The sequence below is a fragment of the Bacillus sp. PS108 genome (assembly GCF_037963335.1).
Taxonomy (GTDB): Bacteria; Bacillota; Bacilli; order Bacillales; family Bacillaceae; genus Bacillus; species Bacillus subtilis.
On the sequence record NZ_CP150155.1, the window covers coordinates 802,719 to 820,378 of the forward strand.

Here is a 17,660-nt window from a genome sequence, read left to right on the forward strand (position 1 = left end):
TTATTTATCTTCGTTATCCTTTGACGTTTCGGAAGAATCTTCGTCATGTTTTGTGTAATCATAATCGGAAGGGTTCACCTTCTTAAAACCTTTCGGCTCGTAGAACCGCAGCAGGTCTCCGTTTATGATTTTATCGGACATTTCAAGTTCCTTCTTGACGAGCGAGTCTTCTGACTTGTCGACTTCAGATTCATCGAGTTCTTTTCCGGTTTTCGTGTCGTAATACTTACCGGATATTTTCGTGTACTTCGGTGAAATAAAGTCTCCGTTTCGGAACGGAATCACTTCACGGTGTTCTTTCGATAAAATATCAGAACCGGACATCAGATAGTCCTTCGTATCCACTCCGAGCAGATGCAGAATGGTAGGAGCCACATCAACGTCTCCGGCATATTTATGAACTTTCTCGCCCTTCACGCCGGCAGCGTGGATAAAGAGCGGCACCCGTTGAAGCTGGGCATTGTCGTAATCAGTGATTTCATCCTTGCCAAGCACTTTCGCCATCGCTTTATTGTGGTTTTCAGAGATGCCGTAGTGGTCTCCGTACATCACAATAATCGATTTATCATATAACCCGTCTTTTTTCAGATCATTGAAGAATTGTTCAATGGACTGATCAAGGTAATGGGCTGACTGGAAGTAGTTATCGACGACAGAGTCACCAAAGTCTCCAGCCGGGAAGTCTGTATCCCCCTCATCCATTCCGAATGGGAAGTGGTTAGACAGGGTAATGAACTTCGTATAGAACGGCTGCGGCAGGCTTTCCAGCAGCGGCATTGATTCTTTGAAGAACGGTTTGTCTTTCATGCCGTAGTTTTTCGTGTTTTCTTCGTTCATGTCATAGTAAGCAGAATCAAAGAATTTATCAATGCCTTCCGCCTTGTACATTTCGTTACGGTTCCAGAACGTCTGCGTGTTCCCGTGGAAAGTAGCAGATGTGTAATTCTTAGACTTCAGAATCGCCGGAACGGATTGCAGCGTGTTTTGCGCTTTGTTTACGAAAACTGAACCTTGAGCCAGCGGGTACAGAGAGTTTTCCATCATAAATTCAGCATCAGATGTTTTACCTTGTCCCGTTTGGTGGAAAAAGTTATCAAAGTAGAACGTTTCGTTATCATGTGCCAGTTTATTTAAGAACGGTGTCACTTCTTTGCCGTCAATTTTATAGTCGATGATAAATGACTGCAAAGATTCAAGTGAAACGTAAATGACGTTTTTTCCTTCCGCTTTGCCGAAATACACGTTATTCGGCACATCGTAATTGGCTTTCATGTAGTTTTCCACTTCCGTCACGTCGCTGGAATCGGCAAGCGCGCGCTGGCTGTTGGACTTGATATTCTGTACAGCGTCATAAATCGTGAAATTGTATGTTCCCAAGTATTTCACAAGATAGTTCCGGTCGAATGATCTTGTCAGCAATTCAGGACGGTCTGATTCCGCAACTGCCAGGTTGATCAAGAACACAAGAATTGAAGACGCAAAAATAATTCGGAACGATTTTTTGCTTGACGTTTCGGCAGGCTTGTTTACTTTGATCGCCAAGATGATCAGGATGATCGTATCGATAAAGTAAAAGGCGTCAGTCGGTCTCATCAGCGAAAATGCGCTGTCTCCGAGTTGGCCGCCGTTTGTTTTAGCCTGCATAATGACCGGAATTGTAATAAAATCATTGAAAAATCTGTAGTACACAATGTTGGCGTACAGTAAAAAAGACATTAAAAAATGAATCACTATAATGGCTGTCTGCTGTAATTTTTTCTTGAACAAGAGTCCAAAGCCAAGAAAGAACAAGCTTGAGCTAAGAGGATTCACAAAAAGCAATATTTTTTGTATCGTGTTGTCTATTCCTAAGTTGAAGTTCAGGACATAACCGACATACGTTTTGATCCATAACAGGACGACCGCGATTAAGAAGAAGGCCAGTCCTCTTTCTTTTATAAATGTTTTCATTGTTACACTCCTTTTTTCCGATCCAGTTCGAGCGAAACGATAGAAAAAACGAACGTATCCAATATAACACGAATCAGCAGATTAGAAAAGTGAAAATCGTATGAGGGAGAAAGTGGCGAAAAACGCCTTCGAATCAACGTTTCGCTTTGATATTACCAAATGTAAAACAAGGTATCTTTCTAGAAATAAAGGAATAAAATGGTACATTGAGAATTGTATGATAAAATATAAGGTATAGATAAAAAGAGGTGAAATGATGGATTTTTCCCATATTGTGTCTGAAGATAAAATTAAGCGCGCCATCAAAGACGGGGACTTTCAAAACCTCCCGGGAATGGGGAAGCCGCTGCCGAAGGATGACGCGGCACACTTGCCGGAATCGCTGCGCATGGGCTATCGTATTTTGAAAAACGCGGGAATGGCAGAGGACGAGGGCGCGCTCAAAAAAGAGCTTATGACCATCGACCATTTAATCGAAAAGTGCTATGACGAAAAAGAACGCGAGCAATTAATCAGAAAAAAATCTGAAAAGCAATTGCTGCTTGATAAGCTTGTCGACAAAAAAGGCATGTTTTCAAAGCCAGCATCCGCTTTTTATAAGAATAAAGTATATGGCCGGCTTGGACGAAACAGACCTTCTTCCAGCTGATTGGTCTGATCTGCAGGATGGCGATTGATAAAAGCCATCCTTTTTATGTTCCAAGTTCTATGTCAAAAGGTTTATGTTTTTCCATCTATGGGAAATGACCCATAAACGAAAAAAGGGTGATGGGATGGAACGACTATTAGTATGGATAGAGCATATATCTGATTGGCTGTGGGGCCCGCCGCTAATCATCCTGCTGACGGGAACGGGGTTGTATTTCACTATTTTACTGAAAGGTTTTCAATTTCGCTATCCTTTATACATTTTCAAACAGACAATCGGCAGCGTAGGAAAAAAGCCGAAGGGAGAGGGCACAGTCACACCGCTTCAGGCATTGACCTCAGCCCTCAGTTCAACGATCGGTGCAGCGAACATTGTCGGTGTGCCCGCCGCTATTATGTTTGGAGGGCCAGGAGCGGTTTTTTGGATGTGGCTTATTGCCTTATTTGCCATGGCGATTAAGTTTTCTGAAAGTGTTCTTGCTGTTCATTACAGAGAAAAAAATGAGCAGGGTGAATACGTCGGGGGACCGATGTATTACATAACAAAAGGGCTGCGCATGAAATGGCTCGGCGTATTCTTCTCTGTTGCGCTGATTGTGGAGCTGATTCCCAGCATTATGGTTCAGGGAAATTCGGTTTCAGTCTCGCTTGCCGAGACGTTTTCTTTCAATAAAATATACGCAGGAATCGGAATTGCATTTTTGATTGGGTTAGTGGTGATAGGAGGGGTAAAGCGGATCGGAAAAGTAACAGAGTTTGTCGTGCCTCTTATGGCAGGGGCATACGCAGGTGCCGGTCTCCTGATTGTTCTCATGAATCTATCATCAGTGCCGGCGTTTTTCTCTCTCGTTTTTTCAAATGCGTTTACCTCTTCTTCAGCAGTTGGAGGGTTCGCAGGTGCTGCGTTGGCGGAAACCGTTCGCTGGGGATTTGCCCGCGGGCTGTATTCTAATGAAGCCGGAATGGGAACAGCCCCGATTGCACATGCGGCAGCAATGACTGATCATCCTGTGCGGCAAGGGTTTTGGTCTGTGATCGGCATTGTCATTGACACCTTGATCATCTGCACGACCACCGCTTTTGTCGTTCTTGCATCTGGTGTCTGGACAGGGAAGAACGCCTCAATTGACCCGGCAGCACTGACGACGGCTGCATTTCAGCATTATTTCGGTTCTGGCGGAGGGTACTTCGTTTCGGTTTCCCTAGTCTTCTTTGTCGTATCAACCATTATGGTTGTCATTTTTTACGGCGTAAAGCAAGCTGAATTTCTGTTCGGGCGGCTGGCAGGACACGTGATTAAATTCGTATATTTAGCGGCTATTATCATAGGTGCCGCAGGCGGAGCAAAAGCCATTTGGGGCTTTTTGGACTTAGCATTGGCTTTTATTCTCGTTCCAAATGTGATTGCGCTGTTGTTATTGAGCAGAAAGGTAAAAGCGCTGTACACCGAATTCTTTACATCTGAACAGTACTACCTGAAAGATATAAGAAAAACAAAACAGAATCCTGTTTATCAAACAAAAGAAGCTAAAAATTCCTAGTGCTTTGCTTTGGCGCTGAACAACGCTTTGCTTTTTATGATCAAATAAATGAGTAAAGGCAGCAAAAGAGAAATCACTACATTAATGATTGGTTTGATTCTGTTAAAGTCGATTAGCTGATTTGTATTTAAAAAGAACCAAAAGCCGCATACGACTGAGAACATGCCGGTTGGTGTATACATGGCTTTCGGGTCGATTTTTGAGTGTAAAAACGAAAGGCCGTATACCACGATATATAGGGAACCTGCTATCTTCACCATAATGACTGGAATCCAAAAAGCCGCGATGATCAGGTCTGAGCGATCCAGAAAATCCGTAATGCGGATCTGCCTGATGACCATATAAGCAGGATCAAAGAAAGTAGATGTCAGGTTGGGACCAAAGACAGAAATTGAAGAAAATAACATCACGGCCAGCAATAAAGCGCCCAGCAGTATCGCGAAAATGGTGTATTTTAGCGGGACGCTCCGGTTTGAGAAGAGAAGCGGAAGGATAATCAATTCCCCCATTGTCCCAAACGCGTAATAGCCTGATTGAAGGTATGGGATTAGACCTTCAAAAACAGGTGTCAAGTTTTGAAGCTCAATTTGTGTGGCCAGCGTAAATGGAAGGAACAAGACCAGGATGCCGAATGGAAATAGGAATATCTGCGCCATTCTGGTCAATGTTTCTTTTCCCTCTCTGGCAATACAGATCGCCACAAAGATAATAACACCGCCAAGAACAGCCATTGGTGTTCTCGGGAGAAATAAAATGTTAATCAAATTGATGAAAAAACGGATGTCATGAGCATTGATTAACAGGAAATACAAAGAAAACAGTAAAATGATAATCCGGCCTGCGATTGGTGAGGAATCGCTCAGCAGCTCATAGATATTTTTATCCTGATGCTTTTTCATCAGCCTATGCATGAGCCAGAGTGCCGGAATCACGATGACAACGCCGAGGATGTAGCTGTGCCAGGCATTTTGTTTTGCTGATTCGATCATGAGAATCGGAGCATGCTTTAATCCGACTGCTAACGTATACAGAGCTCCGAAAAATAATCCTTGGTATGCAGAGGTCTTGTCCATAAAGCACATCCTTTCTGTCATGTTCAAAACGGAATATATTTAAACAGGTGCCCCAGCCGCGGAAGCAGGGGATTCACTCTCATATAAATCCATAGAAAAGCACTTCCTGCAATCAGCAGGCTGAAGGCCCATTTTGTTAGATTGTTAGCGGAACGAAAATTCTTCCATTCATATGCGTATATGGCAATGCACACAATCAATGTCTGTACGATATAGCTGATCATGCTGACGCACCTCCATTAATGGCTGATCGTTTTGTATAGGACACCGCCCTGCTCAATCGTCACAATTGGGACGACGTGAACCTCCATATCCTTATATACCTCTTCCCATTCCTTTTTCAGCAGATTCTTCGTGGTTGCCGTGCTTCTGATGGTCCTGTCTTGAAAGCCGGCCGGGTCCGCCTTTAGCTTTTGCAAACGATGAACGGTGCTGATCACGTCCTTCTTTATGGTTCTGTTTAGTGCTTTTTGAATGATGTAATACTGGTCATTTTCTCTCGTCTCATAGGTTGATTGGTTTTCCATAATAATTCCTTTGGCTCTGATCTCGATTGTCATTGACAGCTTTCCGTTTTTTTCAGCGGCATGAAAGGATGCATTGGACTTTTGAAGCTGAATGGATGCTTGCCCCATTTGATTCGGCAGGTCTACTATGAATTCTGGCTGGCGGGCTTGATTCAGCAACATCAGGGCTGCTGTCATGTGTTCATCTTTGAAAATATCCATCAATCTGTCCTTTTTAAAGATCGCAAGCCCGTCAATTTTCAAATTAGATTTGCCTTTCCCTCCAGGTTTTGTTTTAGATGCAGAGATGACCGGTGCATACGGATCACTGCCTATTTCTACTAGATCAGACATGAATCTGCTTAAGAAAACGGGGCGGCTCGTTGCGATAATGGCCAGCTCCCGAATCATTTCCGCCGGAAACTGTTCAAGCTGAACATCGGTATTTAAAATGTCCCGCGCTTCTCCCCGGCTGACTAAAATGAGCGCCGTTAATCTGTTCTGCGGATTTCGCGTTAAAATATCAAAGACTGGGGCAACGCCGTCTCTCGCCATATCCTCTCCAATAATGACTGTACGTCTGTGGGACGTATTGATTGTCCGTGACAAGGAGGTTTGCAGCTTGTTGTTCGCTTCTCTGATCGTAGTGCCGGAAGCTGAATCAACATACCATGTTTTTGAACCGGCAGTTCCGCCGCCGCCCCCTGTTTGTCCGCCTAATTGGCCGACCAAGGGAATCTGCATGGCCACTCGATACTGATCTTTTTTCTTATCAATGGCTGAGCTGACAACAAATGCAATGTCATTGATTTCTGTCCGGTCCCAGCACCCCGTTAGAAGGATACAAATGAGAAGCGGCAAAACACACTTATATATTGTTTTCTTCATCTTTTGGGTCCTCTCTTTTCGCTCCCTTCTGTCCGTTGCCGCGCGAATACGTGCCCGGCCTTCTGGTCATCGTCCACCAAGGCGCCCTGACAAAAATATCTTTTACTTCATCTCGTTTAAACGGAGAAATCCCGGATAAATAAGGAATGCCGAAAGATTGCAGCTTGCATAAATGAAGCACTAAGATAATCGTGCCGAGCATAATGCCGAATATCCCAAAAATACTCGCCAAAAACATAAGCGGGAAACGAAGCATCCTGATGGAGATAGCTAAGTTAAACCGCGGAATTGTAAAAGACGCGATCCCTGTTAACGATACGATGATCACCATGGGGGCAGACACAATTCCCGCTTCAACAGCTGCTGTCCCAATGACTAGGGCCCCGAGAATACTGACGGTCTGGCCGATGGTTTTCGGCAGGCGCACTCCCGCCTCACGGAGAGCCTCAAAAGAAATTTCCATAATCAATGCTTCTATGATGGCGGGGAAAGGAATCGGTTCACGCGCAGAGGCCACACTGAACATTAAGTTTGTCGGCATTAAGTCCTGATGGTATGTAATAACGGCAACATAAATAGCCGGCAAATATAAAGCAACGAATAAAAACATATAGCGAAGCCAGCGGATTAAGTTAGACATCAAATAACGCTCATAGTAATCTTCACTGGCCTGCATAAGCTGCCAAAACGTAATCGGGCCTGTTAAGACAAAGGGCGTATTATCTGTGAAAATGGCAAATCGGCCTTCGAGAAGCTGGGCGGCGACGGTGTCCGGCCTTTCTGTGTATTGCAGCTGGGGGAATGGCGAGTACGTGTCGTCTTCGATAAATTCTTCAATATATCCGCTTTCTAAGACAGCATCAATCTTTATCTTTTTGATTCTTTTTTTTGCTTTGTCAATGACCTTTGGATCGGCAAGCCCGTCAATATAGGCCAAGACAACATCGGTTTTGGTTTTCGTGCCGATTTTAAACGAGATCATTTTAAGCTGAAACGTTTTGACGCGAAAGCGCACAAGAGCGGTATTGACCCTGAGGCTTTCAGTGAAGCCCTCTCTTGACCCTCTGATGGTCGATTCTGTTATCGGCTCTTCAATGCTTCTTCTTTGTCCGCCTTTTATATTTAAGATCAGCCCTTTTGAGTGCCCGTCGGCAAATAAAACCGCGTTCCCCTCAATGATGGATGCAGCCACTTTGCTCATACTCGTTTCTATTGCAACACTTGAAATTGATAGAGTATTTTGCAGCGCCTCTTCATGTTCATTTATTTGTTCCGTCAAATGCATTAAGAAAGGGCGGAGGGCGTGATCCTGAATATGTTCAGATTTTACAATTCATTCGATATAAACAATAAATCCGCACAGCCCGTTTCCAAAGTCAAATTGTCTAAATACGATGTCTGAGCAGCCTTCTGTTAATAAGGTCAGATTATCGAGGTTTTCCTTCAAATCGGGAGAGATCGGTCTGTCCTGATTGTCTTCAAGCTCTTTGATGAGCTGAAGCGCTTTGTCGCGTTTATTCATAGAGGCTCACCCTGCTTTTTAATGTCATATTCAATAAGTGCTTGTGACTTTTAGGGTAACCTTGTCTGTTTCATATAATTCAGACTAGGATGAAAGCGCTATAAAAAAGTGTTGACTACCTGTATATACAGGAATACAATATGATTATAAGTTGTATATACAAGTTATAAAAACGGATACGGAGGGGTTGGCATGGGGGAACTGAACAAATCGGCACGTCAGATTGTCGAAGCAGTCGGCGGTGCAGAAAATATTGCAGCGGCAACTCATTGTGTTACACGTTTGCGTTTTGCTTTAATAGATAAAAGCAAGGTTGACCAAGAGATGCTTGATCAAATTGATGTGGTAAAGGGATCATTCTCGACAAACGGACAGTTTCAGGTCGTAATCGGCCAGGGAACTGTCAATAAAGTATATGCTGAACTGGTTAAGGAAACGGGGATTGGCGAGTCAACAAAGGATGAAGTGAAGAAGGCCTCAGAAAAAAATATGAATCCTTTGCAGCGTGCTGTGAAAACGCTTGCAGATATTTTTATTCCAATATTGCCTGCGATTGTCACGGCGGGTCTTTTAATGGGGATCAATAACATTTTAACGGCGGAAGGCATTTTCTTCAGCACAAAATCGATTGTGCAGGTTTATCCGCAGTGGGCGGATCTTGCTAATATGATTAACCTGATTGCAGGCACGGCCTTTACGTTTTTGCCTGCGTTAATCGGATGGTCTGCCGTCAAGCGGTTCGGCGGCAATCCGCTTCTCGGCATTGTGCTCGGAGTTATGCTCGTGCATCCTGATTTGCTGAATGCGTGGGGATATGGCGCGGCAGAACAAAGCGGAGAGATCCCGGTATGGAATCTATTCGGCCTAGAGGTGCAGAAAGTCGGCTATCAGGGCCAGGTGCTCCCAATTTTGCTTGCTTCTTATATGCTGGCGAAGATTGAGGTATTTTTAACAAAACGCACACCTGAGGGCATACAGCTGCTCGTTGTCGCACCAATTACGCTTCTTTTAACGGGATTTGCCTCTTTTATCATTATCGGCCCGATTACATTTGCGATCGGTAATGTACTGACTTCAGGGCTTATCTCGGTGTTCGGTTCTTTTGCCGCACTGGGCGGTCTGTTATATGGCGGTTTCTACTCAGCGCTCGTGATTACCGGTATGCATCACACGTTTCTTGCAGTCGACCTGCAGCTCATCGGATCAAAGCTCGGCGGCACCTTTTTATGGCCGATGCTGGCGCTTTCTAATATCGCACAAGGTTCGGCAGCTCTGGCCATGATGTTTATCGTGAAGGATGAGAAACAAAAAGGCCTCTCCCTCACATCAGGGATTTCTGCTTATCTTGGCATTACAGAGCCTGCCATCTTTGGGGTGAATCTGCGATACAGATTCCCGTTTATCATTGCAATGGTCAGCTCTGGCCTGGCCGGAATGTATATTTCTTCTCAAGGTGTGCTGGCAAGCTCCGTCGGTGTCGGCGGCGTGCCGGGGATTTTCTCAATCATGAGCCAGTACTGGGGCGCGTTTGCAATCGGGATGGCTATTGTATTGATCGTGCCGTTTGCCGGAACATACGCGTATGCGAGATTCAAACATAAATAACAAATGGGGAGCGGGACGTGTTGAACGTTCCCTTTTCCCGTTTTCAATTTAAATATGGTGGTGGAAACAGATGAAAACAGAACAAACGCCATGGTGGAAAAAAGCTGTGGTTTATCAAATTTATCCGAAAAGCTTTAACGATACGACGGGAAACGGTGTCGGCGATTTGAACGGCATTATTGAAAAGCTGGATTACTTAAAAACACTTCAAGTGGATGTGCTATGGCTGACGCCGATTTATGATTCTCCTCAGCATGATAATGGGTATGATATCCGTGACTATTACTCGATTTATCCTGAATATGGTACGATGGAGGACTTTGAGCGCCTGCTGTCCGAAGCGCATAAAAGAGACTTGAAAGTCGTCATGGATCTTGTCGTCAATCATACGTCAACAGAGCACAAATGGTTTCAAGAGGCTATTTCGTCAAAAGACAGCCCGTATCGTGATTTTTATATATGGAAAGACCCGCAGGAAAACGGTTCTCTTCCGACGAACTGGGAATCGAAATTCGGCGGCTCGGCATGGGAACTTGACGAAGCGTCGGGCCAATACTATTTGCATCTGTTTGATGTGACGCAGGCTGATTTGAATTGGGAAAATGAAGAGGTCAGAAAGCATGTCTATGACATGATGCATTTTTGGTTTGAAAAGGGAATAGACGGCTTCAGGCTTGATGTCATCAACCTGATTTCTAAAGATCAGCGCTTTCCGGATGCGGAGGACGGCGGCGACGGCCGCTCTTTTTACACTGACGGGCCGCGGGTGCACGAATTTCTGCATGAAATGAACGAAAAGGTGTTTTCGCATTACGACAGCATGACGGTCGGTGAGATGTCTTCAACAACCGTAGACCACTGTATCCGGTATACGAATCCTGACAATAAAGAACTTGATATGACATTCAGCTTCCATCATCTCAAGGTTGACTATCCCAACGGCGAAAAATGGGCCTTGGCGCCGTTTGACTTTTTGAAGCTGAAGGAGATCCTATCCGACTGGCAAACGGGGATGCACGCAGGAGGAGGATGGAACGCTCTGTTCTGGTGCAATCATGATCAGCCGCGCGTTGTATCAAGATATGGAGATGATGGCGCATATAGGGTGAAATCGGCGAAAATGCTTGCTACGGCCATTCATATGATGCAGGGCACGCCTTATATTTATCAGGGCGAGGAGCTGGGGATGACGAATCCGAAGTTTACTGACATCAGCTCCTATCGGGATGTCGAATCGCTGAACATGTATCACGCCTTTAAGGAAAAAGGAATGGCTGATCAAGAGATCACAGCCATTTTACAGGCGAAATCCCGTGACAATTCCAGAACCCCCGTTCAGTGGGATGCTACGGAGAATGGCGGTTTTACAACGGGCACACCATGGATACCGGTTGCAGGAAATTACCGGGAAATCAATGCTGAAGCGGCGCTGAGGGATCAGAATTCGGTGTTTTACCATTATCAAAAATTGATTCGAATTCGCAAAATGTATGACATTGTGACAGAGGGAACGTATGAGTTAATCGCAAAGGATGACCCGAACATTTTTGCGTATCTCAGACACGGCAGCAATGAAAAGCTGCTCGTGATCAATAATTTTTACGGGACAGAGGCGGCCTTTACACTGCCGGACTCTTTAGCGCCTGACGAATGGAAGGCAGAGGTGCTGTTGACGAACGATGAAGCAAGGGAAGGGCTTCAGAACATGACGCTTCGCCCGTATGAGTCCATTGTTTATCGTTTAACGAAACCGTGTTAAACTAAGCTGGGTGGTCCATAATGAAGGTGAATAAATTCATCACAATTTATAAAGACATCGCACAGCAAATTGAAGGCGGCCGATGGAAAGCGGAGGAGATTCTTCCGTCTGAACATGAGTTGACCGCACAGTACGGTACATCAAGAGAAACGGTCCGAAAGGCGCTTCATATGCTCGCGCAAAACGGTTATATTCAGAAAATCAGGGGAAAAGGCTCCGTCGTGCTCAATCGTGAAAAAATGCAGTTTCCCGTTTCGGGCCTTGTCAGCTTCAAGGAGCTCGCGCAAACGCTTGGCAAAGAAACGAAAACAACTGTACACAAATTCGGGCTGGAGCCTCCGTCAGAGCTGATCCAAAAACAGCTCCGGGCCAATCTGGATGACGACATCTGGGAAGTCATCAGGTCTAGAAAGATTGACGGGGAACATGTGATTTTGGACAAGGATTACTTTTTCAGAAAGCATGTCCCTCACCTGACGAAAGAAATTTGTGAAAACTCCATATATGAATATATAGAAGGAGAGCTAGGTCTTTCGATCAGTTACGCCCAAAAAGAAATTGTCGCCGAGCCGTGTACGGACGAGGACAGAGAGCTGCTCGATTTACGCGGCTATGACCATATGGTCGTGGTGAGAAACTACGTCTTTTTGGAGGATACCAGTTTGTTTCAATATACGGAAAGCAGACACCGTCTCGACAAATTCCGATTTGTTGATTTTGCGCGGCGGGGGAAATGAGAGAGGCGCCTGCCTGCGGCAGCGCGCTTTTTTGTTTGGTATCAAAATTGATACTATCCAACAAAAATGTGCGTACTTTTACTTTTTATCATAATGGCTACAATAGAGATGAGAGTAACCTAAAGGAGAGGTGTTTTACATGGCAGATCTAAAGAAACAAATTCTGGATGCATACAATTTCAGGCATGCGACTAAGGAATTTGACCCGAATAAAAAAGTGTCAGACAGCGATTTTGAATTTATTTTAGAAACAGGAAGACTGTCTCCGAGCTCACTCGGCCTTGAGCCTTGGAAATTTGTCGTCGTCCAAAATCCGGAGTTCCGCGAGAAGCTTCGTGAATACACATGGGGCGCACAAAAGCAGCTGCCGACCGCAAGCCATTTCGTCCTGATTCTTGCGCGTACAGCGAAGGATATTAAATATAATGCGGACTACATCAAACGTCATTTAAAAGAAGTAAAACAAATGCCTCAAGACGTGTACGAAGGCTATTTAAGCAAAACAGAAGAATTCCAGAAAAACGATTTGCATTTGCTTGAAAGTGACAGAACATTGTTTGACTGGGCATCAAAACAAACCTATATCGCGCTTGGCAACATGATGACTGCCGCTGCGCAAATCGGTGTTGATTCCTGCCCAATCGAAGGCTTCCAGTACGATCACATCCACCGTATTCTTGAAGAAGAAGGCCTTCTGGAAAACGGAAGCTTCGATATTTCTGTGATGGTGGCATTTGGCTACCGAGTGAGAGACCCTCGTCCGAAAACAAGATCTGCTGTTGAAGATGTTGTGAAGTGGGTTTAAATAAAGAAAGCTGCTCGCTTAGCGAGCAGCTCTTTTTTTATGCCTGATTCGTTCTATTCTGTTTTCTCCTCTGATGTAAGTACATTGCCGTTCCGAGTGCGCTGATAAGAAATCCGGCCAACAGTATCGAGTACATGGATGTGGCTGTGTCCGGAAGCAGGCCGCCAGCCGGACCGTCTGTTCCTGATCCGCCCGAACCGTTTCCTCCAGAGCCGTTAGTCGGTTGAGTGCCGGGAGGCGTATCATTTCCTCCGTTTCCGTCAGTCGGCTGTTTTCCGCCTGGTTTGTCGGAGCCTCCGCCATGACTGCCGTCATCACCGCCTGTCGGTTGGTCGGACGGGAATGCCGGCGGTTTGTTGTTCGAACCGGAATTTAAGATCGTGTATTCGCTGAAGTGGTTTGTATATCCTGTCACCATATCATCGTCAACTGATCCGTTATCTGTCTTTGTGAAAGCTCTCTTTTTCCTGTCGACGTGATAAATGGCAGGGTTATGAGCTTCTTCAATATCAAACATGCGAAGCGAAAGCTGTACGGGCTCCTTGAATGATTTTATTTCTTTTCCTTTTTGCTTTACTGTAAAGTCATATACATCTGCCAATGACACATTCAATTCTCCCGTCGACTTGATTCCGATTGCAGTGTCTGCAGTTTTAAGGTTCGCCATTGGCATCTTCATGCTGTACCAGTAGTTGAACACCGTCAATGAAGGATCTGACTCTCTTTCTTTCAAAAGTTTGACCTGATCTTTTTTTACTTTGAGATTGATAGGCTTCTCTTGTGATCCTTCATGTGTTCCGTAATAGACAAGCGGCGTGTTGGCATTTTTAGCGTAAATCTCAAATTTGTCTTCATCAAGTGTCCAGCTGCCGTCCTTCTGCTTTGTCGGCAGGAATACTTCTTTGATCCGTCCTTCAACTTTAGGAGAGACCTTGTTTCCTAGTTTTTTCAGCTGTTCGGTGAAAATCTCATAATCAACGTAGCCAAGGTCTTCACCATGGGAGGCTTCTGTAAAGACAGAATATCCGTCTCCTCCGGCACCGACAAAATTATTTGTTGCCACGCGGTAGGTATCATCCGTATTTATAGCAACTTTGTCTCCGTTAGGCGATTCAATTTTCACTTCTAACACACGGTGCCCAGGTTCGTTGTTTAATGTAAAGGTATATTCGATTCCGGCCACCTGAGGGAAAGCGCCGCCGCCATTTTCCACATTGCTTAGGCCTTGTTCAAGGGCTTCTTTAATTTGTTTTCCGGTTAAATCGGCCACGTAAAGCGTATTGCCGAACGGCATCACGTTGAGCACCTCGCCGAGTGTGATATCACCTTTGTCAATGCCGGCTCTGATGCCGCCGCCATTTGTTATCGCTATTCTGGCGCCGGCTGCTTCTTTCGCTTTTGCCAGCATACCGTCCGCGATGAAGTTTCCGAGATTCGTTTCTTTCGTGCGCACATGCTCACGCTGGCCGTCAAGCGCCACATCCGTATAGCCGACTTTTTCATTTTTTACGTCTTCTAATTCACTTTTGAACTGATCAAGCTCTTGTTTTGCTTCTGCGTTTTCTTCTGTATGCTCATCAATTGGCAGCACGCTCTGATTTGATTTGTCTGTTTGCACAACGCCATTTTCATCAAACGCGACATCAACGCGCCCCAAGAATTGGCCGTATTCTTTTGCCTGTGCCACGATCGTCGGTTCTTCGTTGTTCACGACCTCCATTTTGTCTACGAGGGTGTGAGTGTGTCCGCCGATGATCAAATCAATGCCTTTTACTTTTTTGGCTAGCTCAAGATCCCGGTTATGCCCGATGTGGGTTAAAGCAATAATTTTATTTACCTGTTCTTCTTCTTGAATCGCTTTGACGGTGTTTTGTGCTGTTTCAAAGGCATCATTGAATACGATGCTTTTGCCCGGGCTTGATGTGGTGGCTGTATCTTCTGTTGTCAGGCCGAATACGGCGACTTTCTCCCCGTCAACGTCTAACAGAATGTAAGGGTGAATGCCGGCCTCTTTCTTTTCACCTGCCGTAAAGGTTTGCGGCTTTTTGACAAATGATTTCAGCTTGGGCTCATTTGACACATCTACGTTTGCACTGACAATCGGAAATTCCGGCGCTTCAAAGAGATAGCGGTTCGCCGGATCAACGGTTGCGCTGTTTCCGCTTAGAAAATCAGAAAGCACTGTCGGGCCTTTGTCAAATTCATGATTTCCGAAGGTCATGGCGTCATAGCCCATCATGTTCATCATTTTCAGATCGGCCAAACCGTTCCATTTTGTAAAATACAGATCGCCGGAAAACACATCTCCCGCATCAAGGAGAATGTTGTGATTTGTTTCGCTGCGTACTTCGTTGATTTTCGTCATTCGTCTTGCTGCATCATCGAGATGTGCGTGCGTATCATTGGTGTGCATGACGGTCAGGTCCCACAGTCCGTCTTTAGGAGGATCTGGATTTGAATCATCATCGAATTGCAGCTTATACACACCATAGCCTTCATTCGCAGACTTGCCTACATAAGCGACGTCGTCTGCTTTATCGGCAAATGGCTTGGCCAAAAGCGAGGATTCAAACGTCAGATTCGTGCCGGAAACAGGCGCGATTGACCAGTTGTTGTCTGCTTTTGGATTGACTGTTTTTTGTTCAATAATATAGTCCATCAGCACCTGCCTGTTTTCAACCGCAGAGCCGTGGACAATTTTATCGCTCGTCAGATGAGGGAACCCGCCGCCTCCGGACGCACGATAGTTATTGGTGACCACGAGAAATTCCTGGCTTGGGCTGATCGGCTTGCCTTCATAGGAAAGATTGATGATCCGGGATGAATCCGCATTGATCACTTTTCCGTTCTCATTGTATTTAGCCGGTTTTGTCACATCGACCTGATATGTGACACCGTCAATCACGTCAAAATTATAGGAGCGGAAATTCTCGTTCAGCAAGGCCTGGTCGCCGCCTTTAGCTGGATCAATTTGATTGAATTGGCCTGCTGACATCTCCAGCCAGTCCTTGACCTCGCTGCCTGTCAGCTTGACGATTTGAACAGTATTATCGTAAAGATACAAGTCACCGACATTTTTAATCGCAAGATCTCCGGCTGGAATGTTTGTATAGTAATTGGCTCCGTTTCTGCCGCCTGCTTTAAACGGCGCTCCAGCGGATAAAATCGGCAGGTTCTTGTACTCGGTATCCTTCATTTCTTTTTCAGCGTACCACTTTTGCGCGTCAGTCACGATCTGAATGGAAGGATCATCTTTGACCTGTGCAAAGAAGCTGTTAATATCTGCTTCGGTTTTGCCGACTGGCTTTCGGACATACTCCAGTGTGTTTTGGTGTGTTTGCTGAATGGTGTTTGTAACGGTTTCGTTTCTTGATGTGACGTTGCCAGCAATAGATTCAATACTTCCTTTGGAATCTGCTACTTTCCATGAGCCGTCCGCCTTTTCAAGCTTGAGGTCAATCACGCCTAAATATTTGCCCCAGCTGCTTGGCATGACGACAGGAATGCCGTTAATTGTTCCCTTTTCCACATTGAACTGAGCAACACCCGCATACTCGGCGGAAGGAAAGAGTCCGTGCTGATGGCCCGAGATAATCGCGTCAATGCCTTTCGTTTTAGTGGCAAGGTCAAACACGGCGTTTTCTGCGCCTGATGATTGCGCCTGCTTTTCAATGCCGGTGTGGGCGAGGGCAATAATGACATCTGCGCCTTCCGCCTTCATTTTCGGGATCGTTTCATTGGCGGATTCTACGATATCCTGCACCTGAACTTGCCCCTCGAGATTCTTTTTGTCCCATGTCATGATTTGCGGCGGGACAAAGCCTATGTAGCCGACTTTTACTTTCTGCTCATTACCGTTTTCATCAATGAGGGTTTTTTCATTAATCATATACGGCGTATAACGGTTTTCGCCGCTAGTTGTTTTGACGTTGGCATTTACAATCGGGAAATCGGCTCCTTTGATTGTGCCGTCGAGAAAGTCGAGCCCGTAGTTGAATTCATGATTGCCAAGCGTTCCGGCGTCGTATTTCAGCGCATTCATGACGCTGATAATCGGATGGGTTTTCGTGCCGGAGATAATGTCGTCTTTTTGATATTTCACCGCGTATTCACCCAGCGGATTCCCTTGAATCAAGTCGCCGTTATCCACAAGCAGAGTGTTAGGGTTTTGCTCGCGGTGCTTTTGGATCAATTGCGCTGTTCTTGCCAGACCGAAATCCGCCGTTTCTTTGTCGCTGTAGTAATCGTAATCCATCATGTTGGCATGAATATCAGTTGTAGCCAAAATACTCAGATGCACCTGAGGAGCCGCGCTTTCTTCTGCATGAATGGGTGGTGTTGGGAGGATTAGGCTAAGTATCATAATTGGGGGCAAAAGAATACGGAGAATGTTTTCGACGTGTGTTCGTCTTTTCTGTATTCTCACCAGTTCTCCACCTTTCAACGAAATTTGTGTTACAGCTCCTATTGTAAGAATATTTTGTAACTATTTGTAGGTGTTTCTTTATGATTATTGTAAAAGGGAGAAAAATGAGTACTATGTAGCAGCTTCAAGCGACAAATACTGGGTATTTATGCTTATCGTTTGTCCATATTCGCAAAATGTTTATTTTAGTGTGGCTGGGG

At 45.2% G+C, this 17,660-nt stretch carries 12 protein-coding genes and 1 pseudogene; 7 read left to right on the forward strand and 6 right to left on the reverse strand.

Features of this window, described 5'->3' with window-relative positions; all coding sequences use genetic code 11:
* Nucleotides 1–1,950 carry a lipoteichoic acid synthase gene (gene ltaS / locus NSQ16_RS04090; RefSeq protein WP_003233694.1) on the reverse strand — a complete coding sequence of 650 codons (1,950 nt, stop codon included), beginning with the start codon at nt 1,948–1,950 and terminating at the stop codon, nt 1–3.
* Nucleotides 1,951–2,050: 100 nt separating this feature from the next.
* Here ltaS and NSQ16_RS04095 point away from each other — a divergent pair, with 100 nt between their 5' ends.
* The 3 genes from NSQ16_RS04095 (at nt 2,051) to NSQ16_RS04105 (ending at nt 4,139) form a co-directional block, all read left to right on the forward strand.
* Entirely contained in the window at nt 2,051–2,188 is a 138-nt protein-coding gene (locus tag NSQ16_RS04095; RefSeq protein WP_101172061.1) for a hypothetical protein, read from the forward strand.
* An 18-nt stretch (nt 2,189–2,206) separates the two neighbouring features.
* Nucleotides 2,207–2,599 carry a DUF1992 domain-containing protein gene (locus NSQ16_RS04100; RefSeq protein ID WP_069322453.1) on the forward strand — a complete coding sequence of 131 codons (393 nt, stop codon included), beginning with the start codon at nt 2,207–2,209 and terminating at the stop codon, nt 2,597–2,599.
* A 124-nt stretch (nt 2,600–2,723) separates the two neighbouring features.
* Entirely contained in the window at nt 2,724–4,139 is a 1,416-nt protein-coding gene (locus NSQ16_RS04105; protein WP_015252561.1) for a sodium:alanine symporter family protein, read from the forward strand.
* On the opposite strand, the gene NSQ16_RS04110 is transcribed toward NSQ16_RS04105, so the two are convergent.
* The 4 genes and pseudogenes from NSQ16_RS04110 to NSQ16_RS04125 form a co-directional block, all read right to left on the reverse strand.
* Nucleotides 4,136–5,212: an endospore germination permease gene (locus NSQ16_RS04110; protein ID WP_029726872.1), complete on the reverse strand. Its 1,077-nt coding sequence runs from the start codon at nt 5,210–5,212 to the stop codon at nt 4,136–4,138. The two genes, NSQ16_RS04105 and NSQ16_RS04110, sit on opposite strands and share 4 nt — an antisense overlap.
* 23 nt (nt 5,213–5,235) lie before the next feature.
* Nucleotides 5,236–5,436: a hypothetical protein gene (locus NSQ16_RS04115; RefSeq protein ID WP_003233686.1), complete on the reverse strand. Its 201-nt coding sequence runs from the start codon at nt 5,434–5,436 to the stop codon at nt 5,236–5,238.
* A gap of 15 nt (nt 5,437–5,451) precedes the next feature.
* Nucleotides 5,452–6,606: a Ger(x)C family spore germination protein gene (locus tag NSQ16_RS04120; protein WP_003243672.1), complete on the reverse strand. Its 1,155-nt coding sequence runs from the start codon at nt 6,604–6,606 to the stop codon at nt 5,452–5,454.
* Nucleotides 6,587–8,128 (reverse strand): annotated as a pseudogene (locus NSQ16_RS04125) (spore germination protein). The gene NSQ16_RS04120 and the pseudogene NSQ16_RS04125 overlap by 20 nt, the downstream one beginning before the upstream one ends.
* A gap of 192 nt (nt 8,129–8,320) precedes the next feature.
* Between NSQ16_RS04125 and treP the strand changes: the two are divergent.
* The 4 genes from treP (at nt 8,321) to NSQ16_RS04145 (ending at nt 13,034) form a co-directional block, all read left to right on the forward strand.
* Entirely contained in the window at nt 8,321–9,733 is a 1,413-nt protein-coding gene (treP, locus tag NSQ16_RS04130) for a PTS system trehalose-specific EIIBC component (protein ID WP_032722999.1), read from the forward strand.
* Nucleotides 9,734–9,803: 70 nt separating this feature from the next.
* Nucleotides 9,804–11,492 carry an alpha,alpha-phosphotrehalase gene (gene treC, locus NSQ16_RS04135; protein WP_032730624.1) on the forward strand — a complete coding sequence of 563 codons (1,689 nt, stop codon included), beginning with the start codon at nt 9,804–9,806 and terminating at the stop codon, nt 11,490–11,492.
* Nucleotides 11,493–11,512: 20 nt separating this feature from the next.
* The gene (gene treR, locus NSQ16_RS04140) at nt 11,513–12,229 is read left to right on the forward strand and encodes a trehalose operon repressor (RefSeq protein ID WP_003233679.1); all 717 of its coding nucleotides are present in this window, start codon (nt 11,513–11,515) and stop codon (nt 12,227–12,229) included.
* A gap of 139 nt (nt 12,230–12,368) precedes the next feature.
* Entirely contained in the window at nt 12,369–13,034 is a 666-nt protein-coding gene (locus NSQ16_RS04145; RefSeq protein WP_014476144.1) for an NAD(P)H-dependent oxidoreductase, read from the forward strand.
* 37 nt (nt 13,035–13,071) lie between these two features.
* Here the strand turns inward: NSQ16_RS04145 and NSQ16_RS04150 are convergent, their stop codons facing one another.
* Nucleotides 13,072–17,460, reverse strand: a complete 4,389-nt coding sequence (locus tag NSQ16_RS04150) for a multifunctional 2',3'-cyclic-nucleotide 2'-phosphodiesterase/3'-nucleotidase/5'-nucleotidase (protein ID WP_080265328.1) — start codon at nt 17,458–17,460, stop codon at nt 13,072–13,074.
* Between the last annotated feature and the right edge of the window lie 200 nt (nt 17,461–17,660).

What these genes read in the sequence shown, in the direction of transcription:
- treC (WP_032730624.1), top strand. Translation starts at nt 9,804, where the DNA reads ATGAAAACAGAACAAACGCCATGGTGGAAAAAAGCTGTGGTTTATCAA.
- treP (WP_032722999.1), top strand. Translation starts at nt 8,321, where the DNA reads ATGGGGGAACTGAACAAATCGGCACGTCAGATTGTCGAAGCAGTCGGC.
- NSQ16_RS04115 (WP_003233686.1), bottom strand. Translation starts at nt 5,436, where the DNA reads ATGATCAGCTATATCGTACAGACATTGATTGTGTGCATTGCCATATAC.
- NSQ16_RS04100 (WP_069322453.1), top strand. Translation starts at nt 2,207, where the DNA reads ATGGATTTTTCCCATATTGTGTCTGAAGATAAAATTAAGCGCGCCATC.
- NSQ16_RS04110 (WP_029726872.1), bottom strand. Translation starts at nt 5,212, where the DNA reads ATGGACAAGACCTCTGCATACCAAGGATTATTTTTCGGAGCTCTGTAT.
- NSQ16_RS04105 (WP_015252561.1), top strand. Translation starts at nt 2,724, where the DNA reads ATGGAACGACTATTAGTATGGATAGAGCATATATCTGATTGGCTGTGG.
- NSQ16_RS04145 (WP_014476144.1), top strand. Translation starts at nt 12,369, where the DNA reads ATGGCAGATCTAAAGAAACAAATTCTGGATGCATACAATTTCAGGCAT.
- NSQ16_RS04095 (WP_101172061.1), top strand. Translation starts at nt 2,051, where the DNA reads ATGAGGGAGAAAGTGGCGAAAAACGCCTTCGAATCAACGTTTCGCTTT.
- treR (WP_003233679.1), top strand. Translation starts at nt 11,513, where the DNA reads ATGAAGGTGAATAAATTCATCACAATTTATAAAGACATCGCACAGCAA.
- NSQ16_RS04120 (WP_003243672.1), bottom strand. Translation starts at nt 6,606, where the DNA reads ATGAAGAAAACAATATATAAGTGTGTTTTGCCGCTTCTCATTTGTATC.
- ltaS (WP_003233694.1), bottom strand. Translation starts at nt 1,950, where the DNA reads ATGAAAACATTTATAAAAGAAAGAGGACTGGCCTTCTTCTTAATCGCG.